This is a genomic window from Pseudofulvimonas gallinarii, assembly GCF_004343305.1.
In the GTDB taxonomy this organism is placed as follows: Bacteria; Pseudomonadota; Gammaproteobacteria; order Xanthomonadales; family UBA2363; genus Pseudofulvimonas; species Pseudofulvimonas gallinarii.
Window position 1 is genome coordinate 34,530 of the sequence record NZ_SMAF01000019.1, and the last position, 22,191, is coordinate 56,720.

The 22,191-nt window shown below is 68.3% G+C and carries 18 protein-coding genes; 8 read left to right on the plus strand and 10 right to left on the minus strand.

Annotated features, from left to right (window positions below):
• Nucleotides 1-15: 15 nt before the first annotated feature.
• The gene (locus EDC25_RS11340; RefSeq protein ID WP_132577526.1) at nucleotides 16-2,310 is read left to right on the plus strand and encodes a right-handed parallel beta-helix repeat-containing protein; all 2,295 of its coding nucleotides are present in this window, start codon (nucleotides 16-18) and stop codon (nucleotides 2,308-2,310) included.
• A gap of 111 nt (nucleotides 2,311-2,421) precedes the next feature.
• Here the strand turns inward: EDC25_RS11340 and egtD are convergent, their stop codons facing one another.
• From egtD to EDC25_RS11365, 5 genes are all read right to left on the minus strand, one after another.
• On the minus strand, nucleotides 2,422-3,381 hold the full coding sequence (gene egtD / locus EDC25_RS11345; RefSeq protein WP_123521667.1) for an L-histidine N(alpha)-methyltransferase: 960 nt from the start codon (nucleotides 3,379-3,381) through the stop codon (nucleotides 2,422-2,424).
• On the minus strand, nucleotides 3,378-4,664 hold the full coding sequence (egtB, locus tag EDC25_RS11350) for an ergothioneine biosynthesis protein EgtB (protein ID WP_123521666.1): 1,287 nt from the start codon (nucleotides 4,662-4,664) through the stop codon (nucleotides 3,378-3,380). Before egtB ends, egtD begins: the two co-directional genes overlap by 4 nt.
• 112 nt (nucleotides 4,665-4,776) lie before the next feature.
• Nucleotides 4,777-6,045, minus strand: coding sequence for an ABC transporter permease (locus tag EDC25_RS11355; RefSeq protein ID WP_123521665.1), 1,269 nt, complete (start codon nucleotides 6,043-6,045; stop codon nucleotides 4,777-4,779).
• Complete coding sequence (locus EDC25_RS11360) at nucleotides 6,042-6,767, minus strand: ABC transporter ATP-binding protein (protein ID WP_243695119.1); 726 nt, start codon at nucleotides 6,765-6,767, stop codon at nucleotides 6,042-6,044. The genes EDC25_RS11355 and EDC25_RS11360 overlap by 4 nt, the downstream gene beginning before the upstream one ends.
• A complete protein-coding gene (locus EDC25_RS11365; protein ID WP_132577527.1) occupies nucleotides 6,764-8,311 on the minus strand; it encodes an efflux RND transporter periplasmic adaptor subunit in 1,548 nt (515 codons plus the stop codon). The genes EDC25_RS11360 and EDC25_RS11365 overlap by 4 nt, the downstream gene beginning before the upstream one ends.
• 216 nt (nucleotides 8,312-8,527) lie before the next feature.
• Between EDC25_RS11365 and EDC25_RS11370 the strand changes: the two genes are divergently transcribed.
• From EDC25_RS11370 to EDC25_RS11380, 3 genes are all read left to right on the plus strand, one after another.
• Nucleotides 8,528-9,280 (plus strand): 4Fe-4S dicluster domain-containing protein, encoded by a 753-nt coding sequence (locus EDC25_RS11370; protein ID WP_123521663.1) that lies wholly within the window; start codon nucleotides 8,528-8,530, stop codon nucleotides 9,278-9,280.
• Nucleotides 9,281-9,298: 18 nt separating this feature from the next.
• Nucleotides 9,299-10,240, plus strand: a complete 942-nt coding sequence (locus EDC25_RS11375; protein WP_123521662.1) for a dimethyl sulfoxide reductase anchor subunit family protein — start codon at nucleotides 9,299-9,301, stop codon at nucleotides 10,238-10,240.
• A gap of 147 nt (nucleotides 10,241-10,387) precedes the next feature.
• On the plus strand, nucleotides 10,388-11,155 hold the full coding sequence (locus EDC25_RS11380; RefSeq protein WP_132577528.1) for a DUF481 domain-containing protein: 768 nt from the start codon (nucleotides 10,388-10,390) through the stop codon (nucleotides 11,153-11,155).
• A 428-nt stretch (nucleotides 11,156-11,583) separates the two neighbouring features.
• Here the strand turns inward: EDC25_RS11380 and EDC25_RS11385 are convergent, their stop codons facing one another.
• Nucleotides 11,584-12,168 (minus strand): GNAT family N-acetyltransferase, encoded by a 585-nt coding sequence (locus tag EDC25_RS11385; RefSeq protein ID WP_164483993.1) that lies wholly within the window; start codon nucleotides 12,166-12,168, stop codon nucleotides 11,584-11,586.
• A gap of 94 nt (nucleotides 12,169-12,262) precedes the next feature.
• Nucleotides 12,263-12,850, minus strand: coding sequence for an FMN-dependent NADH-azoreductase (locus EDC25_RS11390; protein WP_123521660.1), 588 nt, complete (start codon nucleotides 12,848-12,850; stop codon nucleotides 12,263-12,265).
• Nucleotides 12,851-12,976: 126 nt separating this feature from the next.
• Here EDC25_RS11390 and EDC25_RS11395 point away from each other — a divergent pair, with 126 nt between their 5' ends.
• A complete protein-coding gene (locus tag EDC25_RS11395; protein WP_123521659.1) occupies nucleotides 12,977-13,939 on the plus strand; it encodes a LysR family transcriptional regulator in 963 nt (320 codons plus the stop codon).
• A gap of 259 nt (nucleotides 13,940-14,198) precedes the next feature.
• On the opposite strand, the gene EDC25_RS11400 is transcribed toward EDC25_RS11395, so the two are convergent.
• The 3 genes from EDC25_RS11400 to EDC25_RS11410 are packed head-to-tail and all read right to left on the minus strand — an operon-like array spanning nucleotide 14,199 to nucleotide 17,295.
• On the minus strand, nucleotides 14,199-14,912 hold the full coding sequence (locus tag EDC25_RS11400; RefSeq protein WP_205984926.1) for a class GN sortase: 714 nt from the start codon (nucleotides 14,910-14,912) through the stop codon (nucleotides 14,199-14,201).
• A gap of 49 nt (nucleotides 14,913-14,961) precedes the next feature.
• Nucleotides 14,962-15,162, minus strand: a complete 201-nt coding sequence (locus tag EDC25_RS11405; protein WP_136256118.1) for a hypothetical protein — start codon at nucleotides 15,160-15,162, stop codon at nucleotides 14,962-14,964.
• 51 nt (nucleotides 15,163-15,213) lie between these two features.
• A complete protein-coding gene (locus EDC25_RS11410) occupies nucleotides 15,214-17,295 on the minus strand; it encodes a marine proteobacterial sortase target protein (RefSeq protein ID WP_164483992.1) in 2,082 nt (693 codons plus the stop codon).
• Nucleotides 17,296-17,439: 144 nt separating this feature from the next.
• Between EDC25_RS11410 and pdsR the strand changes: the two genes are divergently transcribed.
• From pdsR to EDC25_RS11425, 3 genes are all read left to right on the plus strand, one after another.
• Entirely contained in the window at nucleotides 17,440-18,129 is a 690-nt protein-coding gene (gene pdsR, locus EDC25_RS11415; protein WP_123521656.1) for a proteobacterial dedicated sortase system response regulator, read from the plus strand.
• Between the two features lie 16 nt (nucleotides 18,130-18,145).
• Nucleotides 18,146-20,173 carry an ATP-binding protein gene (locus EDC25_RS11420; RefSeq protein WP_123521655.1) on the plus strand — a complete coding sequence of 676 codons (2,028 nt, stop codon included), beginning with the start codon at nucleotides 18,146-18,148 and terminating at the stop codon, nucleotides 20,171-20,173.
• 655 nt (nucleotides 20,174-20,828) lie between these two features.
• Entirely contained in the window at nucleotides 20,829-21,590 is a 762-nt protein-coding gene (locus EDC25_RS11425) for a hypothetical protein (protein WP_132577529.1), read from the plus strand.
• Nucleotides 21,591-22,191 lie beyond the last annotated feature (601 nt).

Consider the following 22,191-nt stretch of genomic DNA (forward strand, 5'->3'; position numbering starts at 1 on the left):
AGGAGGACCCGGGGAGTGTTGATATCGATCTTGTGGCGCGGCATCGGTTGTGCCTGCGTCCTCATCCTGATTTCGGGCGGCCCGTTCGCCCGCGCGGCGGTCTTCACCGTCGGCAATGACAATGACTGCCATTATCAGCAGGTGCAGGCGGCAATCGACGCCCTCCCTGCGGGCGGCAGCCATGAAATCCGCATCAAGAGTGGCACTTACACCGCGCAGGCGATCAAGATCGAAAGCCGGGCGCTGACCCTGAGCGGGGGCTATGCCTCGTGCGGCGCGACGGCCGCCAATGGCCTCAGTCGACTGGATGGAACCGGCGGCAACCTCGACAGCGTGATCACCATCACCGGTTCCAGCGACATCGTCCTGGCCGGGCTGGTGATCGAGAACGGCGATGAAACCCCCTCGTCGCACGGTGGCGGCATCGACTTTGACGGCGTCGGAACCCTGCTGGTCAAGGACACCACGATCAGCGGCAATTACGCCGGCTATGGAGGGGGCATCAACTTCAACGCACCTGCCGGTTCGACCCTCTACATCGACGCCAACACGCAGATCATCCACAACACCGCCCAGTACTCCGGTGGCGGCGTGCGCATTACCGGCGGCGCCGAGCTGAGGATGGAGGGAACCGGTGTGATGGTGGCCTGGAACTCCGCCCTGGGCACCATTCCGGGCGCCGGCGAAAGTGGTGGCTACGGCGGCGGCATCCTGGTCGCCAACGGTTCGGAGGCGACCATCACCGCCGGCCAGTTCCTGGAAGCACCGCTGATCTTCGACAACAGCGCCCGCTATGGCGGTGGCATCGCGGTGAATGCGGACACCAACGGCGCGAGCACACTGCGCATGTTCAGCCGCCAGGCCGGCAAGCCCCTGCGTATCGGCAGCAATCGTGCCAGCCGTACCGGCGGTGGCATCCACCTGTCCGGCAGCAGCGTCGCCGATTTCGCCCGTGCCTGCCTGTGGGACGTGTCGCTGATCGACAACGTGGCGCAGAACGGCGCCGCGCTCTATGCCGATTCGCCCGGCAACAGCCGGCCATCGGTGAGCATCAATGCCGACACCCAGTATTGCGGGCTGCGACCACAGTTCAGCCAGCCGTGTGGGGCCGGGGCTGGCTGTGGCCTCGTCTCCGGCAACCGCACCCGCACAGCCGACGACCAGCACGTCGATGGCGCCATCATCCTCATGCAGAACCGCTCGCGCTTCTCGGCAATGGCGCTGCGCCTGATCGAGAACGAAGGTGGCAGCCTCTATCACGCCTTCACGGACGGCGACACCAGCCACAGTTTCCGTGCCTGCCTGGCGGCCGACAACGTGGTGACTGGCCCCCTGTTCCGCTTCGAGGGCGACCGCGACTTCATCTTCGAGGGCTGCACGGTGACCGGCAATGCCATTCCCGGCGGCAGCAGCGTGATCAGCCGCACGGGAAGCGGCAGGCTGTGGAACTCCATCGTCTGGCAACCCGCCCGCCAGGTCGTCAACGGCGGACCGGTGGTCTCGGCCAGTGCCGTGATTGCCAACGAATCGACCTCGCTGTACGGCATCGGCAACCAGGTCTGGGTGAGCACGCCGCTGTTCGCCGATCCGGTCAGGGGCGACTACCGGCCCCACCCGGCCTCGCCAGCCGTGGATGTCATCGATGTACCGCAGTTCCCCACCGACGTTGAGGGCCACTGGCGCAGCGTCGATCTGCCCATCGTCCCCAACTACCACGGCCCGGCGGACATCGGCGCCTACGAGCTGCGCGACCAGCTCTCGCTGGTGCGCAATGGCGATTTCAATGGCGACCTGCGCTACTGGGTCGGCCCGCCGGCGATGAGCTATAGCAGCAACGGCAATGTCAGCGGCGACGGTGCCTCGGGCGTGTTGCGACTCTCCGGCCCGGTGGCACAGGGGGAATCGATCGCCGCCATGCAATGCGTGCCACTGCCGGGTCCGGGCACGTACTGGCTGCAGGCGTGGGCGCGGACGACCGGCGCGCCGATCCTGGGTGCCGATTCCGCGCTGATCGGATGGAGCGTGATTCCCGACGATCCGGCCCACGACTGCACAGGCACGCAGGCCGGATACGACCAGGTCCTGGCTGGACTGGGTGGCACCTGGCGGCAGCTGGAGCCGCAGGCCGTGGAGCTGGATGCGCGGAACTGGTCCGGCCGTGCCAGCCTGAGGCTGGTCCTGATCGCCAAGGACAACGCGGTGACCGGCGGCAGCCAGAGCGTCACCGCGGAATTCGATGGCATCAGGTTGACACCGGCCGAGCCACCCTCGGACGACCTGATCTTCGCCAACGGTTTCGATTTCGATTGAGCCGCGCCCACGGCGCCGGGATTGCGGTGACCGGCGCACCGGTCACCGCTTTTTTTCTCCGGTTCCCGCGGTCCCGGACAGGGTCGGCCGCGGGTGGCGAGTCCGGCGCGGTCAGGACGAGCGTGACAGCAGGCGCAGGCCGAAGCCGGTGCCCTGGTCGCCCCAGCCGTCGATGACCCGCAACCCGGCCTGTGAAGCCAGTGCCGCGAAGCTCTCGTCGCGGTACTTGTGGCTGTATTCGACGCGCATCGCCTCGTCGGCGGCGAAGTCCACGGTCCGTCCGGCGACCTGCACGGTCTGTTCGCGCAGGCTGACGATATCGGTCTCGATGCGCTCGCGTTCCTGTGCGTAGCGAGCGCGGTGCGCGAAGGCGCCGAGGTCGAAATCGGCGCCCAGCTCGCGGTTGATGCGCGCCAGCAGGTTGAGCGTGAAGGCGGCGGTGATGCCGGCGGCATCGTTGTAGGCCGCCTCGATGCGCCTGGGGTTCTTCACCAGGTCGATGCCGATCAGGGCCATGCCGTCGTCGGCGATGGTGGCTGCCATGGAACGCAGCAGCGCCACCGCTTCGTCGTCGCGGAAGTTGCCCAGCGTCGAGCCGGGGAAAAACACCAGCACCCGGCCACCTTCGCCGGCAAGGGGCAGGTCCAGCGGTTGCGTGAAGTCGGCGAGCAGCGGATGCATCGCCAGGCCGGGAAAGCGCGCGCCCAGTCGCGCGACGCTGGCGTTCAGCGCCTTCGGCGAGATCTCCACCGGCGTGTAGGCGCGCGGCGCGTCCAGCCCGGCCAGCAGGGTGCGTGTCTTCAACCCGCTGCCACTGCCGTACTCGACGACATGGCATTGCCGGCCGACGCGCGCGGCGATGGCCGGCATGCTCTGCGCCAGCAGACCCTGCTCGACCCGCGTGAGGTAATACTCCGGCTGTCGCGTGATCGCCTCGAACAGCGCCGAGCCCCGGGCGTCGTAGAAATACTTCGAAGGCAGTCGCTTCGGCCGCCGGCTGAGTCCGGCGATGACGTCGCGGCGCAGCGTCGCCGACGGATCGGCCTGGCCGTCTGCGGGGATGGAATTCATGGCCGGTCCTTTGCCAGGCGCAGGCCGGCGAACTGCCAGCGTGACGCAGGTGGAAAGAAATTGCGGTAGCTGGCGCGCGCGTGGCGGGACGGCGTGACCGCGCTGCCGCCGCGCAGCACCCACTGCCCACACATGAACTTGCCGTTGTACTCGCCGACTTCGCCCGGCCAGGGGCGATAACCGGGATACGCGGTGTAGGGACTGGCGGTCCATTCCCAGACATCGCCGAAGAGCTGCAGCAGGCCCTCGGCGGCCGCCGCCGGCTGCGGTTCCAGGAAGCCGCTGTCGGCAAAGCGGCCAAGCACCGCGCGCAGGGACGCAGCGCGTTCCCACTCGGCCTCGGTCGGCAGGCGCCCGCCAGCCCAGCGGGCGAAGGCGTCGGCCTCGAAATACGACAGGTGGCACACCGGTGCATGTGGATCGAGGCCGCGCGGGCCCGCGAGGGTGAAGGCGTGCTCAAGGTCCGGTTGCCAGTACAGCGGCCGCTGCCAGTCCTGAGCCTGCACCGTGGCCCAGCCCTCGCTGAGCCAGAGTTCGGGACGCCGGTAGCCGCCCTCTTCGATGAACTGGCGGTACTCGCCATTGCTCACCGGCCGGTTGGCGAGCGCATGCGCAGCCAGCAGCACGCGATGGCGCGGCGATTCGTTGTCGAAGGCGAAGTCGCCACTGTCCATGGGCCAGCGATCGTGGCCGATCTCGGCAACGCCTTCGTCACGGGCGATCCAGCGCAGCGGAACCGCCTCGCCGGTGATGACCGGAAGGTGGTTCGCGTAGGCCGGCATCAGCGCATTGCAGGAGAACGCGTGCTTGATGTCTGTCAGCAGCAGCTCCTGGTGCTGCTGCTCGTGATGCAGGCCCAGCTCGACACGATGCAGGGCCGCGCTGTCGAAGCGGCCACTCGCCATCAGCGCCGGCAGCGTTGCATCGAGCTCGCGCCGCCAGTCCAGCACGTCCTGCAGCGTCGGCCGCGACAGCAGTCCCCGCTGCGGGCGCGGGTGCCGCGGCCCGGCGCTTTCGTAGTAGCTGTTGAACAGCGCGTTCCACTGCGGCCGCAGCGGCGGTAGGCCCGCGGCCTGCAGCACGAAGCGGTCGAAGAACCAGGTCGTATGGGCCAGGTGCCATTTCGCCGGACTGGCGTCGGGCATGCTCTGCAGCATCGCGTCTTCGGCCGACAGTGGCGCCGCCAGGCGCAGGGTCTCTGCGCGCACCGCGGCGAACCGCTGCGCCAGCCAGTCCGCCGGCGCCGCCGGACTTGTCGCGGTGGCGTGCGTGTTTCCAACCATGTCGGGTGCTGCAGGGACCTGGGTCCGCAGCATAGACCTTGTCCGGACAAGGCGGCGCCATCCGCGCGCGAAAATATTTCAGGGGCAGCGGCAGGCGCTGCCCCTGCAGCGTCTACTGCCGCAGCGCTTCGATGGGATCCAGGCGCGCCGCCTTGCTGGCCGGGTAATAGCCGAAGAACAGGCCGGTGGCGACGGCGAAGGCGGTCGCCAGCAGGATCACGTTCTGGTTCAGCGCGATCGGCAGGTCGGTGAAACCGCCGACCGCGAGCGCGCCGGCGACCCCGATGAGGATGCCGATCAGGCCGCCTCCCAGCGAAATGATCATCGCTTCGGCCAGGAATTGCGCGCGCACCGTCGAGGGCCCGCCACCGATGGCCATGCGCAGGCCGATCTCCTTGATGCGTTCGGTGACCGACACCAGCATGATGTTCATGATGCCGATGCCACCGACGACCAGCGAGATCGTCGCGACGGCGCCGAGCAGCAGCGACATCAGCCGCGTCGTCTGCGTGCGCGTGGCGACCATCTGCGAGATGTTGCGTACCGCGAAGTCGTCTTCGGCGCCGGGCTGGATGCGATGGCGCTGGCGCAACAGGCGCGTCGCTTCCTCCTCGACGTAGCCCAGGTCCTCGGCGCGCGCCACGGCGATGGTGATGCCGTTGACGCGGTCGGTCGGCATCATCACGGCGGGGCGGCCGGTGCCGGAGGCTGGTGCGGCCGAGCCGGCGCCCATCAGCCGTCGACGCGCCGTATCCAGCGGCAGCATGACGACATCGTCGGCATCGCCGCCCCAGCCGGTCTGGCCCTTGCTGGCCAGCACGCCGACCACCGTCAGCGGCACCTGCGCGATGCGCACGGTGGCACCGACGGCTTCGCCATCGCCGAACAGTTCGCGGCGCACGGTCTCGCCGATGATGACGACCTTGGCCGCGGTGCTGTAGTCACGCGGCTGGAAGAACTCGCCCTGCGACAGCTGCCAGTCGTTGATGACGAAGAAATCCTCGGTGACGCCCTGCCAGCTCGACGACCAGTTCTTTTCGGCATAGACGACCTGGCCACCACCGCGCACGTTCGCGGTGATGTACTGGATCTCCGGGATTTCCTGGCGCAGCGCTTCCATGTCGCCGGTGGTCAGCGACGGCAGGCTGCCGGCGGCCATGCGCACGCCGCCGCCGCGGCCGCCACCGGGAAACACTTCCAGGCGGTTGGAGCCGAGGGTGCTCATGATGCGGTCGAGTTCGGCCTGCGTGCCCTGGCCGACCGAGACCATGACGATCACCGCGGCGATACCGATGATCACGCCCAGCGCCGTCAGGATGCTGCGCAGCCAGTTGCCGCGCAGCGCGAACAGGGCCATGCCCAGGGTGTCGGTGGTTTTCATCGGGTCACCTCGCTGGCCGGATCGAACAGGCGGCCGTCGCGGATGTGGATGGTGCGGTCGGCATGTTCGGCGACATGCGCGTCGTGGGTGATCAGGATCACCGTGTGGCCGTCGTCGCGCAGGCGCTTGAACAGTGCCAGGATCTCCTCGCCCGTGCGCGAATCCAGGGCGCCGGTCGGTTCGTCGGCGAGCAGGATCGGCGGCGAGTTGATCAGCGCGCGCGCGATCGCGACGCGCTGCTGCTGGCCGCCCGACAGTTCGCTGGGCCGATGGCGCCCACGCTCGCCGAGGCCGACGGCGGCGAGGGCCTGTTCGGCCAGCGCCGCGCGTTCGCCGCGCGGCACGCCGGCATAGACCAGCGGCAGCATCACGTTTTCCAGCGCGCTCATGCGCGGCAGCAGGTGGAAGCCCTGGAACACGAAGCCGATCTTCGAAAGGCGCAGCTGCGCGCGCTGCTCGGCGTCCAGCGTCGCGACATCGACGCCGTCGCAGAGGTAGCGGCCGGCGGTCGGCGTGTCGAGGCAGCCGATCATGTTCATCAGCGTCGACTTGCCGGAGCCCGACGGCCCCATGATCGCCATGAACTCGCCACCATGGATGTCGAAGGTGACATCGTCGAGCGCGCGCACCTCGCCGGGCGTGCCGGCGTTGTAGATCTTGCTCAGGTGCTCGACCTGGATGATCGGGACCGGCTTGGAGGCGGTCATCGCGGCCTCGCTCACGGCGTGCGCTCGATGCCGGTGACCAGCTCGGCGCCCGGCTCAAGGCCGCTGAGCACTTCGCTGAAGCTGTTGTCGGCCAGGCCGATGCGCACCGGCACCTGCTCCGGCTTGCCGTTGCGCAGGACGTGGACGGTGGCGCGACGGCTGTTCGCCATCAGCGAAAGTTCCTCGTCGAGCAGGGCCTGCTGTTCGGCGTCCAGTTGGGCGCGCAGCGGCTGCAGCGCTTCGGCCATGGCTTCGGCGCTGCGGCGGCGACGGGTGTCCTCGCTCTGCGCGGCGGCGGCCTGGGCGCCACCCTGCTGCATGCGCGCCATCATGCGCTGGCGCATCTGCGCCATCGCCTCGTCGAGGGCGGCGCGCTGCGTGGCGTCGAGCCTGAGGCGCGCCGCCAGTTCATCGACCTGCTGTTGCGCCTGCGCGCGCATGCGGGCGATCGCTTCCGGGCTGGGCGGGCCATCGGGCGCGGCCGCGGCGGCTTCACCGGGCGGACGGTAACGCAGCGCCGCGTTCGGCAGGCGGATGGCATTCTCGCGTTCGCTGACCAGCACCTCGGCGCTGGCGGTCATGCCCGGCAGCAGCGAGCCGTCGGCGTTGTCGACATCGACGATGACCGGATAGGTGATGACCGTGGAGGTTTCCGTCGCGGCCAGTCGGATCTGGCGGACGCGGCCGCTGAATTCGCGACCCGGGAAGGCATCGACCGTGAAGCGCACGGCCTGGCCGGCGCGGATCTGGCCAACGTCGGATTCATCGACGGTCAGTTCGATCTGCATCTTCGACAGGTCTTCGGCGATGCTGAAGAGCACCGGCGTCTGGAAGCTGGCGGCGACGGTCATGCCCGGCTCGATGGCACGCAGCAGGACCACGCCATCGACCGGCGAGCGGATGATCGTGTAGTCGAGGTCGAGCTGCGCGTTCGCCACCGCGGCGCGACGCTGCGCGACCTGCGACTGCGCCACCTTCACCGCGGCCTGCGTCGAGGCGACGCGGGCCTGCGCCTGGTCACGGGCGGCGACGGCGGCGTCATAGTCGGCGCGAGAAATCAGGCGGCGTTCCCAGATCGCGGTGACGCGCTCGTAGTTGGCCTCGGCATTGCGCAGCGTCGCCTGCGCCTCGCCGGCATTGGCGCGGGCGGCATCGAGGTTGGCCAGCGCGCTGGTGAGGTCGGCTTCCGACTGTTCCAGGCGCGAACGGAAATTCGCCGGGTCCAGATGGGCGATGGCCTGGCCGGCCTCGACGCGGTCGTTGTAGTCGACTTCGACCGACAGCACCAGGCCCGAGACCTGCGAGCCGACATCGACCGTGGACAGCGCGCTCAGCTTGCCGGTCGCGGCGATGGCGACACGGATCGTGCCGGTGTCCACCTTGGCGGTGCGGTAGCGCACTTCGCCGGCAGCCGGCCACAGCCACCACGCCAGCACCGCGACGATGGCGGCGACGCCGAGGAACAGCGGCCAGCGCGGGCGGCGCCGGGCGGACGGCGCGGCGCCGGCGCGAGGGGCCGGGCGGATACCGGTGGGCTTGGGCGAAGAGGTGTCGGCCATGTATCGATCAATCCTGCGGGCAATAAGGGAGGCGGCGATTGGACAGCAGTCCGGCGCCGTGGTTCACGGGCGCTATTGTCGTGCCGCTTCGTGGAGAAATCGTGCCGGAGTCTGTCGCCTGCATGAATGCTGCGGCAAGGCGGGCGTCAGCGCCGCCATGGCGAGATCGGCGCGGTGGCGGGCCAGGGCGGCGAATTCCGGTAGCATGCCGGCACCATGACCGCCCTGCCGCCGCCCGGGAACAAACGACTTGGCCTGGTGATCGACCTCGACACCTGTGTCGGTTGCCATGCCTGTGCCGTGGCCTGCAAGCAGTGGAACGATGCCGGCGCCTACGGCCCGCTCAACGACCAGGACGGCTACGGCGCCGAGCCGGATGGCGCCTGGCTCAACCGGGTGCACAGCTATGACGTGGTCACGCCGGAAGGCGACGCCACGACGCTGCACTTTCCGCGTTCCTGCCTGCACTGCGAGAACGCCGCCTGCGTCACCGTCTGCCCCACCGGCGCCAGCTTCAAGCGCGCCGAGGACGGCATCGTGCTGGTCAACCCGGACACCTGCATCGGCTGCAAGCTGTGCGCCTGGGCCTGTCCCTACGGCGCGCGCGAGATCGACCCGGTCGAGAAGACCATGAAGAAGTGCACGCTGTGCGTCGACCGCATCGACAACCCGGCGCTGCCCGCGCACGACCGCCAGCCGGCCTGCGTGCAGGCCTGCCCGACGCGCGCGCGCCACTTCGGCGACCTCGGTGATCCGCAGTCGGCGGTGTCGAAGCTGGTCGCCGAACGCGGCGGCCAGGCACTGGCGCCGGAACTGGGCTACAAGCCGACCAACCGCTACCTGCCGCCGCGCAAGCGCCGCCAGCGGGCCGGTGATACCGGCGCACCGGCGCGGCTCGACGACCACGGTTTCGACGCGCAGAAGGCATCGCCACTGCTGCGCTGGGCCGACCGCCTGCTGTCGCGCTGAGCGGGGAGCGCACGACGCATGCATCCGGCCGCTTCGGTCATCCTCTTCACCACGCTGAGCGGCGCCGGCTACGGGCTGCTGTTCTGGCTCGGCCTCTGGCTGCTTGCAGGGCGTGAGACGCTCCCGGATCTCGCGCTGCCGGCGCTGGCCGTCGGCTTCGTGCTGGTGTCGGTGGGCCTGCTCGCCTCGGTGGCGCACCTGGGCCGTCCGCTGCGCGCGTGGCGCGCCTTCAGCCAGTGGCGCAGCTCGTGGCTGTCGCGCGAAGGCATGATCGCGGTGATCAGCCTTGCCATCCTGGTCGCGCTCGCCTTCGCACTCGTTGCGGGCGCAGCGCGCGGACGGGTGGATGTGCTGGCGCTGGCATTGTGCGTCGCCGCCGCACTCACGATCTATTGCACCGCGCGCATCTACTCCAGCCTGCGTCCGATACCGGCCTGGCACAATGCCTGGGTGCTGCCCGGCTACGCCGTGCTCGCAGCCGCCACCGGCGCCGCCTGGCTGTCGCTGCTGGCTGCATTGGTGGCGCAGGCGGAAGCGCTGCGCATGGTCGCGCTGGCATCGCTGGCGCTGTTCGTGCTGTCCGTGGTCGTTAAAGTGGCCTACTGGCGGCACGTCGATCGCCACGGCGCCGGTGTCGATGCGGCCAGCGCGCTGGCCCTGCCGGCCGGCAGCCGGGTGATGCCGTTCGAGGCGCCGCACACCGAAGCCAACTTCCTGCTCAAGGAGATGGGTTTCGCGCTGGCGCGCAAGCATGGCCGGCGCCTGCGCCGCATCGTCGTCATGCTGCTCTGCCTGGCGCCGCTGCCTGTCCTCGCGGCCGCGTTCCTGCAGGCCGGCGGTGTGCTGGCAGGCGCCATCGGCGTGCTGCTGGCGATGCTCGCCGTGCTGGTCGAGCGTTGGCTGTTCTTCGCCCAGGCGCGCCATGTCGTGATGACCTACTACGACGCACGACCCAGCTGATAGGCGCAGCGGGCAGCCGAAGCTGTCGCGCCGCTGACCCGGCACTGCGGAATTAATCCGCGCTTCAGACGCGCCGCCTATGCTGCGGCCCCTTGCCGCGGCATCCGCCACGCGCAACGTCTTTCACACCTGTTTCCGGAGTCCACCATGAAAGCCCTTTCGGCCACCATCGCGCTTGTTCTTGCTGCACCCGTCGCCTTCGCACAGGACGGCAACGCCGACGACCGGGGGTGGAAGGGCACCGGCGAGCTGGGCTTCGTGTCGTCCAGCGGCAACAGCCGTTCCGACAGCATCAATGCCAAGCTCAACTTCAAGTTCGAGGACGCGCAGTGGAAGCATGACCTGTTCGCCGCCGGCTTCCGCCAGCGCGCCGAGCAGACCGTGCTGGCCGATCCGGCCGATCCGGACAGCGCCACGCGCGTCATGGAAGTCAGCGCCAACCGCTACGAGCTGGGTGGCACCACCGCCCGCAAGCTCGACGACCGCAACGCGCTTTATGCCTCGCTGCGTTACGAGAACGACGACTTCGCCGCCTTCGACTACCAGGCGACGGTGTCCGTCGGTTGGGGCCACCAGGCGATCAAGAGCGACGACACCAACCTGTATTTCGAGGTCGGTCCGGGTTACAAGCACGTCAAGGACCGCGTCACCGGCGACTCCGACGGCTACTTCATCGGCCGCGGCAAGATGGACTACAGCCACAAGCTGACGGAGAACACCAGCCTGGTCGATACCTTCCTGGTCGAAGCCGGCAGCGACAACACCTACATGCAGAACGATTTCGGCGTGCAGGTGGCGATGAGCTCGCGCCTGGCGATCAAGGCCGGCCTGCAGCACCGCCACAATACCGACGTGCCGGATGGCGTGAAGAAGACCGACCGCCTGACCACGGTCAACCTGGTCTACAACTTCTGACCAGACCGCAGGGCCCGCCGGAAGGCGGGCCTTGCGTTTGCGGCGACGGTCGCAGTGCCGCCCGCCGTCAGCGGAACGTCGGGACAGACGGCATCAAGACCACGCAGCGTCAGTCTGCCACCCGACACGACCGGTTCCACGGCGGTGGGTGTAGACAAGGTCGCCGGTCACGGCCACAGAGCCGGCGCGCAGCTTGACGACGCTGTCCTCGCCGTCGGTGGCCGCGGAAGCCCGCACCGAGACCCGCTGCTGCACCGTGCCGACGCAGTAGTCGGCGGCGCGAACGGTGCCGGCGGACAGGACAAGGCGCAGTGGAACCCGGGCAACCGGACGCAGGAACAGTGGCGGTCATCCTTGGAAAGACACGTCATCCCGGGAACTGTGACCGCGAGGGCGGCGTTCCTGTGCCGCGGTCGCGGCCGTGCAACTCAGGCTGCGGCGAACGGCGTGAATTCGCGCCGCAACAGGCCCATGACCAGGCCGTCCTGCGTTTCGCCGGCGACGCGCCAGCGCTCGCGCATCAGGCCTTCGTGCTGGAAGCCCAGGCGTTCCAGCAGCCGTTGCGAAGGTTCGTTGCGCGGATCGACGTCCGCCTCGACGCGCTCCATGCCCAGCGTGTCGAAGGTCCATGCGAGGGCGCGCGACACCGCTTCGCTGGCCAGGCCACGTCCCCAGCGATCCGGCGACAGGATGAAGCCGACTTCGCAGCGGCGATGTTCGGGCGAGAACAGGAACAGCGTGACGGTGCCGATCACGCGGTCGTCCCCGGGCGACGCGATCCCCCACTGCATGCCGCCGCGGCCGGCGAACCAGGCCAGGATCTGTTCGATGTAACCCGACGCCTGCGCCGGGTCGGTCATCGGCGGGCTGCTCCAGTAGCGCATGGCGCGCGGATCGGAAAACACAGCGTAGAGATCGTCGCTGTCCGCTGGCGTCAGCGCGCGCAGGTACACGCGCTGCGCTTCAAGTCGCGGCATGACGGTCGGGAAGCTCCACTGCGCTGCGCTGTCCATGGCCGCATTGTGCGCGCTTTGCCCGCCGCCGGGTGCGCGTTGTGCGATCGTAACGCTGGCAAGGTCTTTCCTGCCTGGCCACCTGTGAGGGTACTCAGGCCGCGTGCGCGAGCCGCCGCGGTTCCGGCAGGGCCGCGAGCGCATCGTTCATCGCCTTCTCGCGCGTCTCCGGCGACAGGTTGACACCCTGCGCGCGCACGACCTCGATGTCCTGGATGCCCAGGAATCCGAACAGGAAACGCAGGTAGCTTTCCTGGAAATCGCTCGCGCTGCCCGGCGCATGGACGCCGCCCTGTGCGATGGCGAGGATGACGCGCTTGCCGCCGGCCAGGCCTTCGGCGCCGTTGGCGGTGTACCGGAACGTCCTGCCGGCGACGGCAATGCGGTCGATCCAGGCCTTCAGCGTCGAGGGAATGCCGAAGTTGTACATCGGCACGCCGATCACGATCACGTCGGCGGCGAGGAAACCATCAAGGACAGCCCGGGCGCGATCGGCCTCGACCGGATCGGCGCCGGCCAGGCTGGCGGCGGTGAGGTGCGGCAGCGGGCTGGCGTCGAGGTCCAGATGTTCGACGTCCATATCAGGCCCGGCAGCCTGGAAACGCGCCACGATGGCGGCGCTGAGGGTGCGGCTGACGCTGTGGTCGCCGAGCGCGCTGGCGTCGATATGAAGCAGTTTCATGGACTCTCTCCCGGTCTGGATGACATGGAATGAGTCTATGGGTGCATCTGGTTGCTGATAATCCGGTTAAAACGCAACGCCTCGTTCCGGATATGATCGCAATCAACGACCGCCCGGAGCCGCGCCATGACACCTGCCGCCTCGCTCGACGACCTCTACTACTTCGCCAAAGTGGTCGATCACGGCGGTTTCGCCGCCGCCGGCCGCGCCCTGGGCATCCCCAAGTCGCGCCTGTCGCGCCATGTCGATGCCCTGGAGACGCAGCTCGGCATGCGCCTGCTGCAGCGCTCGACGCGGCGTTTCCAGGTCACCGATGTCGGCCGCGAGGTCCATCGCCATGCACTGGCCATGCTGGCGCAGGCCGAGGCCGCCTTCGAAGCGGCGGCGACGGCGCGCGCCGAACCCTGCGGCACCTTGCGCGTGGCCTGTCCCGTCGCCGTGGCCGGCACCATGCTGGCGCCCTGCCTGCCGGACTTCCTCGCCCGCTATCCGAAGGTGAACGTGCTCCTCGACGTCGACAACCGTCGCGTCGATGTGCTCGCCGAAGGCTTCGATGCGGCGCTGCGCGTGCGCACCGTTCCCAGCGGCGAGGATGGACTCGTCATGCGCAGCTTCGCGCAGTTGGAGGAAGTGCTGGTCGCCAGTCCCGCCTACCTGCAGCGGCACGGCGTACCGGCGCACCCGGACGAACTGGCGGGCCATGCGACGCTGAGCTTCCAGACCGACCACGACCGCCAGGCCTGGAGCCTGACGAATTCCGGCGGCGACACCGTGCGCGTCGAACACACGCCGCGCCTGCGCTGCCACAATTTCGCGGTGCTGCAGATGTCCGCCTATGCCGGCCACGGCATCGCGCTGCTGCCGGAAAGCACAGTTCGCGATGCGCTCGGCGCCGGCGTGCTGGTGCGCGTGCTGCCCGAATGGCACCTGCCGCAGGGTGTATTCCACGTCGTGTTCCCGCATCGACGCGGCATGCTGCCGGCCGTGCGCGCCTTCATCGACTTCCTCGCCGAGACCATGCCGGCGGCCGCCAGTGGCGCCCCGCGCGATCCCTGCACCGAACAGATCCTCGCATCGGAGAAGCCCTGACTGCTGCGGCCGCGCGCCAGTTCGCCGCCGCGCGCGACCCGCGATACGTCGTCATACGTCCAGATCGCCATCCGGCATCGCGCTATCAATGCGTGAGGCGGCGACACGGAGACATGCCCGCCATCGACACGATCCGGAAAACGCCAGCGCCGCTGCGGTCCGGAACCGTCACAGGCGCCACGGCAACCTCGCCCCGTGACAGCCAGCGATGAAGCGGGACGCGTGCCAGCGCCGCGCTGCATCAGCCACGGTCGCCGCATCATTCCGGCTCCAGCGCCTGCGCCGCGGCATCGTCGACTGGCTGCGCGCTGACGACATAGCGCAGCGGGCCGCCGGGCACGACGGCGTCGAAGGGCCAGCAGGTGACCAGCAGCAGGCGGTCGTCGCCGCTGTGGACGTCGATGCGTTCGTGGCGCGAGTCGGCGACGCGCGTGCCCGTCACCGCATAGCTGCGCGTACCGTGGACGCCGTCGAGTTGCAGGCGGTCGCCGGCCTGCAGTTGCGCCAGCCAGGCGAAGTGCGTGTCGCGATGACCGCTGATAACGGTGATGCCGCCGCGACCGGGCACGCCGCTGGCCTGCGCCCAGCCGGGACCAAAGGCCAGCGCACGGCCGTCATCGCCGGCTAGCACGATCTGCGCCTGCCGCAGGCGCGGTGCATGGATCTTCGCCACCGGCCAGGTGTCGGCCCAGGGCCAGGGCCGGTGCGTGCCGCCTTCGGCCAGCGTTTCATTCCAGGCGCGTTCCAGCAGCACCTGCGCGAGCATCGCCTTGGCGTGGATCCAGCCGGCATGGGCGAGGCAGGACAGCGCGGCGGCCGACAGCAGCACGACGGCGAGGCGCCGCCGGGAAACGTCCCTGTTCCCGGCGGGCTTGCGTGCACGGACGTCCCTGTCCGCGTGCCGACCGCGACCGGTGCGCATCGCCGCGTCGGGCATGGGGTGGCAGCGGCGCGTCGCAGTGAGGAGGCCCATGCGTGTCCTTCCGGTCCGGTGTTCGTTGTGACGGTTGAAGGGGTGAAGCTCAGAGCGGCTGCCAGTCGGCCATCGCGTCTTCGGCGCGACGCGCGCGCCAGATCCGCGGCCAGCCCGGCTGCGGCTGGCGATCCGGCATCGGCCGGAAGCCCATGCGGCGCAGCGCCAGCTGCAGCGAATGCGGCCGCGGGGTCTCGGCGGTATCGCCCTTCAGGGTTTCGATGCCGCGGGTGTCGAAGGTGAGGTCCATGGTGTTCTCCTTGTTCCGTCCATCCATGTCGATGCGACGCGCGCAGCGCGGTCAGTCAATGTCCTTGCGCAGGCGTCCGGGCGCGGGCGTCTCCTCGCGACGCCGACCCATCAAGGCCAGCGCCAGCACCGCCAGCAGCAGGCCGAGGCCCAGGCTCAGGCGCGCGCCGGTGGAACCGTTCGCGTAGGCCAGGCCGTTCGGCGCCGCGTTGGCGAAGGCGGCGGAAGCGAGGTCGGCATCGACCGGACGCACCGGCGTGCGGTCGACCGCAACCAGGCTGGTGTAGCGGCTCACCAGGCCATGGCGCAGCGCGACTTCGAGGATCCGGGCGCGGATGTCCTCCTCGCTGGCGCCGTCGCGCAGCTGGTCGTCCAGCTCGGTGATCCGGGCGCGTGCCCAGAGCCGGGCGATGCCGCGACCGTCGGCGCGCGTCGCGGTGAGCAGGTCCACCGCGTCGCGCCAGCCCTGGTGGCGGCCCTGGCCTCGCGCCTCGATGCGGCCGGCGGGTGACGACAGCTTTGCGACCACGCGCAGCGGCTCGCCGACATAGAGGTCGGGCAGGCGCGAGGGATACATCTCGGCGACGCCCGGCCAGCGGATGTCGAGGTCTCGCAGCGCCGGCTGGTCGAGCCGGGCCAGCAGCGCGTCGGTGCGCGCGCGGACTTCGCCGGTGTCGCGCACCATCACCTGCGCACCGCGGCCCAGTTCGACGGCACGCCGCAGGAAGTGTTCGTTCGGCGCACTGCCGATGCCGACCGCGAACAGGCGCGCCTCGTCGCGGCGCGATTCGATGTAGGCCAGGAGCTGCTGCTCGTTGTCGATGCCGGCGTCGGTCATCAGCACGATCTGGCGCAGGTAGCCCGGCGTCGCGGCATCGGCCAACGCCAGTTCCAGCGCCGGCAGCAGCTCGGTACCGCCTTCCGCCTTCAGCCGCTGCACGAAGCGGCGCGCATGGGCGACATTGTCGGCACTGGCGGGCACGGCGTGCTCGAACACCGCTTCGGTGGTGTGGTCGAAACGGATCACGTTGAAGCGGTCGTCCGGACGCAGGCGCGACAGCGCGCGGTCGAGCGCGGCGATGGCCTGGACCATCGGCTCGCCGTACATGGAGCCGGAGTTGTCGATCACCAGGATCAGCTCGCGCGGCACCGGCTCCACCGGCACCGTCGGCGGCACCAGCATCAGCTGCGCGTAGAACTCGCCCTCGACTTCCTCGACGAACAGCGACTGCTGCGGCACCGCGCTGGCGCGCGGCGTCCAGCGCAGCTCGAAGTCGCGGTCGCTGGCCTCGACCAGGTTCGCCAGGCGCACGCGGTAGCCGCGTCCGGCCGGTTCCACTTCGATGGCATGGCTGGGGCTGGTGACGCTGGCCAGTGGCAGGCCGGCGTCGAGATCGACGCTGATGCTGACGTTCGGCTCGTAGGTCATGCCCAGGTCGATGGCGCTGTCCTCGGCGTTGCGCACCACCGCCGGCACGTCCAGCGCCTCGAGCGTGTCCAGGCCCTTGCTCTGGTAGCGCGGCACCAGCGTCAGCGGCAGCGCCACCGAGAACGCGCCGTCGCTGAAGTCCACCGACTGCCAGTAGCCGATGTGGATCTCGACCGATTCGCCCGGGCCGATGTTGGCGACCGCGGTGTTGAACAGGTTCGGGCGGTTCTGCTCGACCAGGCTGGCGCTGCGGCCGGACGCTGCGGCGGCCGCGTATTCGGCCTGCGCCTGCGCCTTCTCGCGGATCTCGCCTTCGATGATGCGGTCGCCGACCAGCAGGCGCAGCGCGCCAACGGCGGCATCGCCGGGCAGCGGCAGCAGGTAGCGGCCTTCCAGCCACTCGCCGCTGTCGTTGTGGAAGCGCTGCGTCACCGTCACCTCCGCGAGCAGGCCGCGGATGCGGTAGTCGACTTCGGTTTCCAGCGCCACGGTTTCGCGCCAGTCGCCGCCCTGCGGACGCACCAGCAGGCCTTCCGGGCCGTCGGCGGCACGCGCCTGCGCGGCGACCGACGCCAGCAGCGCCAGCCAGGCGGCGATGCGCAGGCCGCGCCGTTCCGGCGTCCGGCTGCGCATGCACCTGGGAACGACATGGACCGCCCTGGCGCGGGCCGCGGTGTCGATCGGGATGGTCGGGGTCTGCATCATGGTCGGCGTCTCCGGTTGGGGCGTGACCATTGCAGCGCCGCCATCTGCCCCAACCGTGGCGGTCGCGGGCAGGGCGCTGGCGAGTTGTGGCGATTTGCGGGCAGCCGGCCGCGCGCCGCCGGGTGGCGGTTATGCTTGCCGCCCATGAGTTACCGCATCGCCATCGTCGAGGACGAACCGGCCATCCGCGCCAATTACGCCGAGGCCCTGCGCCGCTACGGCTACCAGGTCAGCGATTTCCCCGACCGCGCCAGCGCGCTGCAGGCCTTCGCGCAGGCGCTGCCCGACCTGGTGCTGATCGATGTCGGGCTGGGCGACGAGGCCGAAGGCGGCTTCGACCTCTGCCGCGACCTGCGCGCCCGCGTGCCGCACCTGCCGATCCTTTTCCTGACCGCGCGCGATTCCGATCTCGACGTGATCTCTGGTCTGCGGCTCGGCGCCGACGACTACCTCAGCAAGGCGATCAGCCTGCCGCAGCTCACCGCCCGCGTGCAGGCGCTGTTCCGCCGCCTGGAGGCACTGCGCGCGCCGGTCGCCAAGGAGTCGGTGCTGCGCCTGCGCGCGCTGCGCGTCGAAGTCGAGCGCATGCGCGTCAGCTGGAACGACCAGGACGTGCCGCTGACGGTGACCGAGTTCTGGATGGTGCACGCACTGGTGCGCTACCCCGGCCACGTCAAGAGTCGCGAACAGCTGATGCGCGAGGCGCAGATCGTCGTCGATGACGCCACGGTGACCTCGCACGTGAAGCGCATCCGCCGCAAGTTCGAAGCGCTGGACGCCGGTTTCGACGAGATCGAGACCATGCACGGCGCCGGCTACCGCTGGCGGCCGTGACGGCGCGACGCCCTTCATGAAACTGCGCGGCAAGCTGCTGCTGGTGGCGCTCAGCGTCCTCGTCCTGCCATGGGCGGGCTGGCAGCTGCTGCACCTGCTCGGCGACGTGCTGCGTGAAGGCGAGGAACAGGCCTTGCGTGCGACCGCCGAAGCGGTGGCACGTGGATTGTCGCTGCGTCCGGCGCAGTTGCCGGCGGCGGGCGAGGGCGTATTCGCACCGGCGCTGTTGCGCGCGCCGCGACTGGACGGCCGCGTCGATGACTGGTCTGGCGCCGATGCCAGCTACGCCTTGCAGGGCGACGGCGACGCCTCGGCCTCGATCCGTTTCGGCAGCGTCGACGACACGCTCTACCTGTTCATCCGCGTCGCCGATGCCAGCCGCCAGCGCGGCGACGCGCACTGGCGGATCGTCGACCGCCTCGACCATGTCCGCCTCGACCTGCACGGCCGGCAGGGCGTGGTCGAACTGCGCCTGGCCAATTCCGCCAGCGGCGTGCTGATCGCCACCGGCAGCGACGGCGCGACGTTGCCGGTGCAGCTGCGCGGCACCTGGCTCGACACCCCGGACGGTTACGCCATCGAACTGGCGCTGCCGCAGGGCTACGCCTTGCGCGCGTTGTCGGTGCGCGTCGTCGACGCTGCCGAAGAACGTCCGCCGCAGGTGCTGGTAAACGCCGGCAGCGCCGATGCGCCGGTGAGCTGGCCAGTGCTGACCGAGTCACCGGCACTGGCCGGTTCACTGTCGCAACTGCTGCCACCGGGCACCCAGGCGCAGCTGCGCGAGCGCGGCGGATGGCGCATCGCCCGCGCCGGCTCACTGGCCGACCGCAGCCAGGCGCCCACCGTGCCGGCGTGGCGGCGCTGGCTGTACCAGCGCGTGCTGTTCAAGCCCGTGCTCGGCGATGCCGAAGCGCCGGTGCAAGCAGATGACTACGCCGCGTCGGATGACCACGACAGCGATATCGACGATGCCGATCCCCTGGCGTGGTACCGCAGCGACGGCGCCGACCACGCGGTGCTCGCCGTCACCGTGCCGGTCACCGTGGCCGGCGAGACGCGCGCGCAACTGCAGGTGCAGCGGCGCAGCGATGCGCTGATGCGCCTCACCGACCAGGCCTTCTCCGGCCTGCTGATGCTGACGCTGCTGGCGCTGGCCGCGGTGGTCGTCGGCCTGGTGCTGTTCGCAGGCCGGCTCAGCGCGCGCATCCGCCACCTGCGCGACGCCGCCGGCACCGCGCTGGACCGCGACGGCCGCGTACGCGCGTTCCCCGTGTCCAGCGCGCGCGACGAGATCGGCGACCTGTCACGCAGCTTCGCCGCGCTGCTCGGCGAAGTCGGCGTCTATACCGGCTACCTGCGCAGCCTGGCCGGCAAGCTCAGCCACGAACTCAACACGCCCATTGCCATCGTTCGCACCTCGCTGGAAAACCTCGAGGCCGACCCGCAGGGCCCGTCCGCAGCCACCTATCTGGAACGTGCGCGCGGCGGCATCGAACGCCTCGGCGCACTGGTGCGCGCCATGAGCGAGGCGACGCGCATCGAACACGCCATCGCCGGCGCCGAGCTGGAAACCTTCGACCTGCGCGCGCTGGTCGCCGACTGCGCCGAAGGCTACCGGCCGCTGCTGTCCCCGCGCGACCTGCGCCTGGAACTGCCGGCCACGCCGCTGCGCCTGCATGGCGCGCCCGAACTCGTCGCCCAGGCGCTCGACAAGCTGATCGACAACGCCATCGGCTTCTGCCCCGACGACGGCTGGATCCGCATCGGCCTCGCCGCCGAAGGCGACGGCGCCCGCCTCTCCGTCGCCAACCGCGGCCCGCTGCTGCCGGCCGCCATGCGCGACAAGCTGTTCGACTCGCTGGTCAGCCTGCGCGAGAAGAGCCGCGACGGCGGCGTACATCTTGGTTTTGGCCTCTACGTCGTCAAGCTCGTCACCGACCTGCACCGGGGGCGGGTTGAGGCCGCCGACCTGCCGGCCGGCAATGGCGTGGAGTTCATTCTGCACCTGCGCGGCGCCGTCGAAGGAATGGCTGGCAAGGACTGAGATCGCAGCCAGGCGCGCGGGCCGCGATGCGGATTGGGAGCCGGTGTGCGCCCGGCCATGAGATGGACGCACCACCAGTAACCTCGGCAGCTCCCATGTCCGCATTCTGGCCTTCTCAGTGGGTGTACCTGTTCGACCGTGCCCGGGGCCCTCTCGATCAATACAGGGTGTCCCGTTCATGCAGGTAATTCAGGCACAAACGTCGGGGACTTCATCCAACGACGAAAGCCGTACCAGCTGCACATCAGCACGGCAGCGACGTCAGTCATGACGGTGACTTCACCGTGATAACGCATAACACTGCACCCATGCCGGATAACTCCTAAAGCGGGGGCCACGTCGACGCCAGCCTCGGTCGCATGCGCCATTGATCCCATTGGATAATTTCGGATTGACGCGACCTGACGAGGCAAGCTACAACATGCGCTACGCCCCACTTCGGGGTCTAATAGTAGTTAGCCTTTCACCGACAATCGATGCAAGAGGGCGGGTTATGAAGAGTTTCAGAATGTTGCTACTTGTGCTCCTCTCATTGTGGGTCCTACCGGCTCAGGCGGGCTACGAGGTTGAGCCAAACAATTCAACCTCGACTGCCACAGCAATCCGTTTCGGCGCTCCAGTTTACGGCAACATAGCAACTCTTTCGGATGTTGACATGTTCACCTTTGATGTCGGGTCTACTTCGTCCGTTCGTGTGTTGTATATGCGCGCACCAAGAAGCTTTCAATACAATCTTGCGCGAATCCGGGTTACGGATGGAACACAAGAGCTTGCGAGCGTCGACGCATATGCGGCGGACGTCTTCACGAGTTTTGATGTTGGCGTTAACCCCGAAGGAACGTATTTTATAGAGGTAACGGGCTGCCAAGAGGTCGGGCAGTATCAAGACTGCCCAGAACATCGCTCAGAACAATATGAATTAATCGTAATCGGATTGCCCACTCCGACATTTGAATCAGAACCTAATAATTCAATCGCACAAGCTGATCCAATCGGATCTAATGCGTGGATTTTTGCTCAACATAGCTCAAAAACGGATGCTGACTACTTCCGCTTTGATGTGCCAGGCCCTGGCGACGTGCTAGTTCACCTTACGCGCCCAGTCGATAATTATGTATATACTCTGTCGAGGATTGAGATTCTAGATGCGAATGGCAATCTACTTACGGGTGATGATGTGTTTGCGCCAAATGGTCAAGGGCGTGCCGTGGTTGGGGTAACAAGCCCTTCCACTCTGTACATACGTGTCACAAGCTGTGCAGGTGGTTCTCGATGCGACATAGTCTTTAGTAATCCATATCAGTTTGTTCTGAGTTTTCGGCCCGCGACCTCTTGTGAGATATTTCAAGATGGTTTTGACTGTCCTGCAAGAGCGCAAATTACTGATCCGATTTTAGGCGTTAGCGCGAGCGAATAATTTTTGGCTAACTAATCGTCCAAGCGGACGCGCGAAAAGCCGCGCGCCGCTTAACTCAGGCGTTAGGCCGATGATCATTGCATCCGCTATTCAAACTTCAGCCCAGCTAGTCGGTTTGCCGGATATCGCTCACGTCACGTTTGATACGCGGCGGCTTGAGGTGCAGGGCTTCTTCACTCACGCTACAGAACCGGAGTACCGAGTGTCTGCGTACTGTCTATTCTCCGCATGCGTGGGATTTCGTGTGCTTGATGAGGGTGATCTTCTGGAGTTTTGGGACTTGGGTGCAAGACCCAGCGGATGGCTCTGGCGAATCGAAGCAGGCGGTTGGCTAGAACAGGAAATGAAGAGGGACGGATTTTCCACTTCAAGATCAAATGGCCCTAACTGGCCGGCTCCGAAGGAGTTTCTTGTCGTCGGGGAGGAGTATTGCGTGAGTGTTCTTTCGCACCGAGAGCCGGTAGTGTGGGTGGCCGAGCCCTTCACTGGCGTATCGGCCTAACAATGTGTATGGACTCCCCCGTCAACCCCTGACGGCATCACGATGTGAAGCGCCAGCTTCACGGCTTTTGATTCTGCATTTTCCATCCTGCTGACGCTC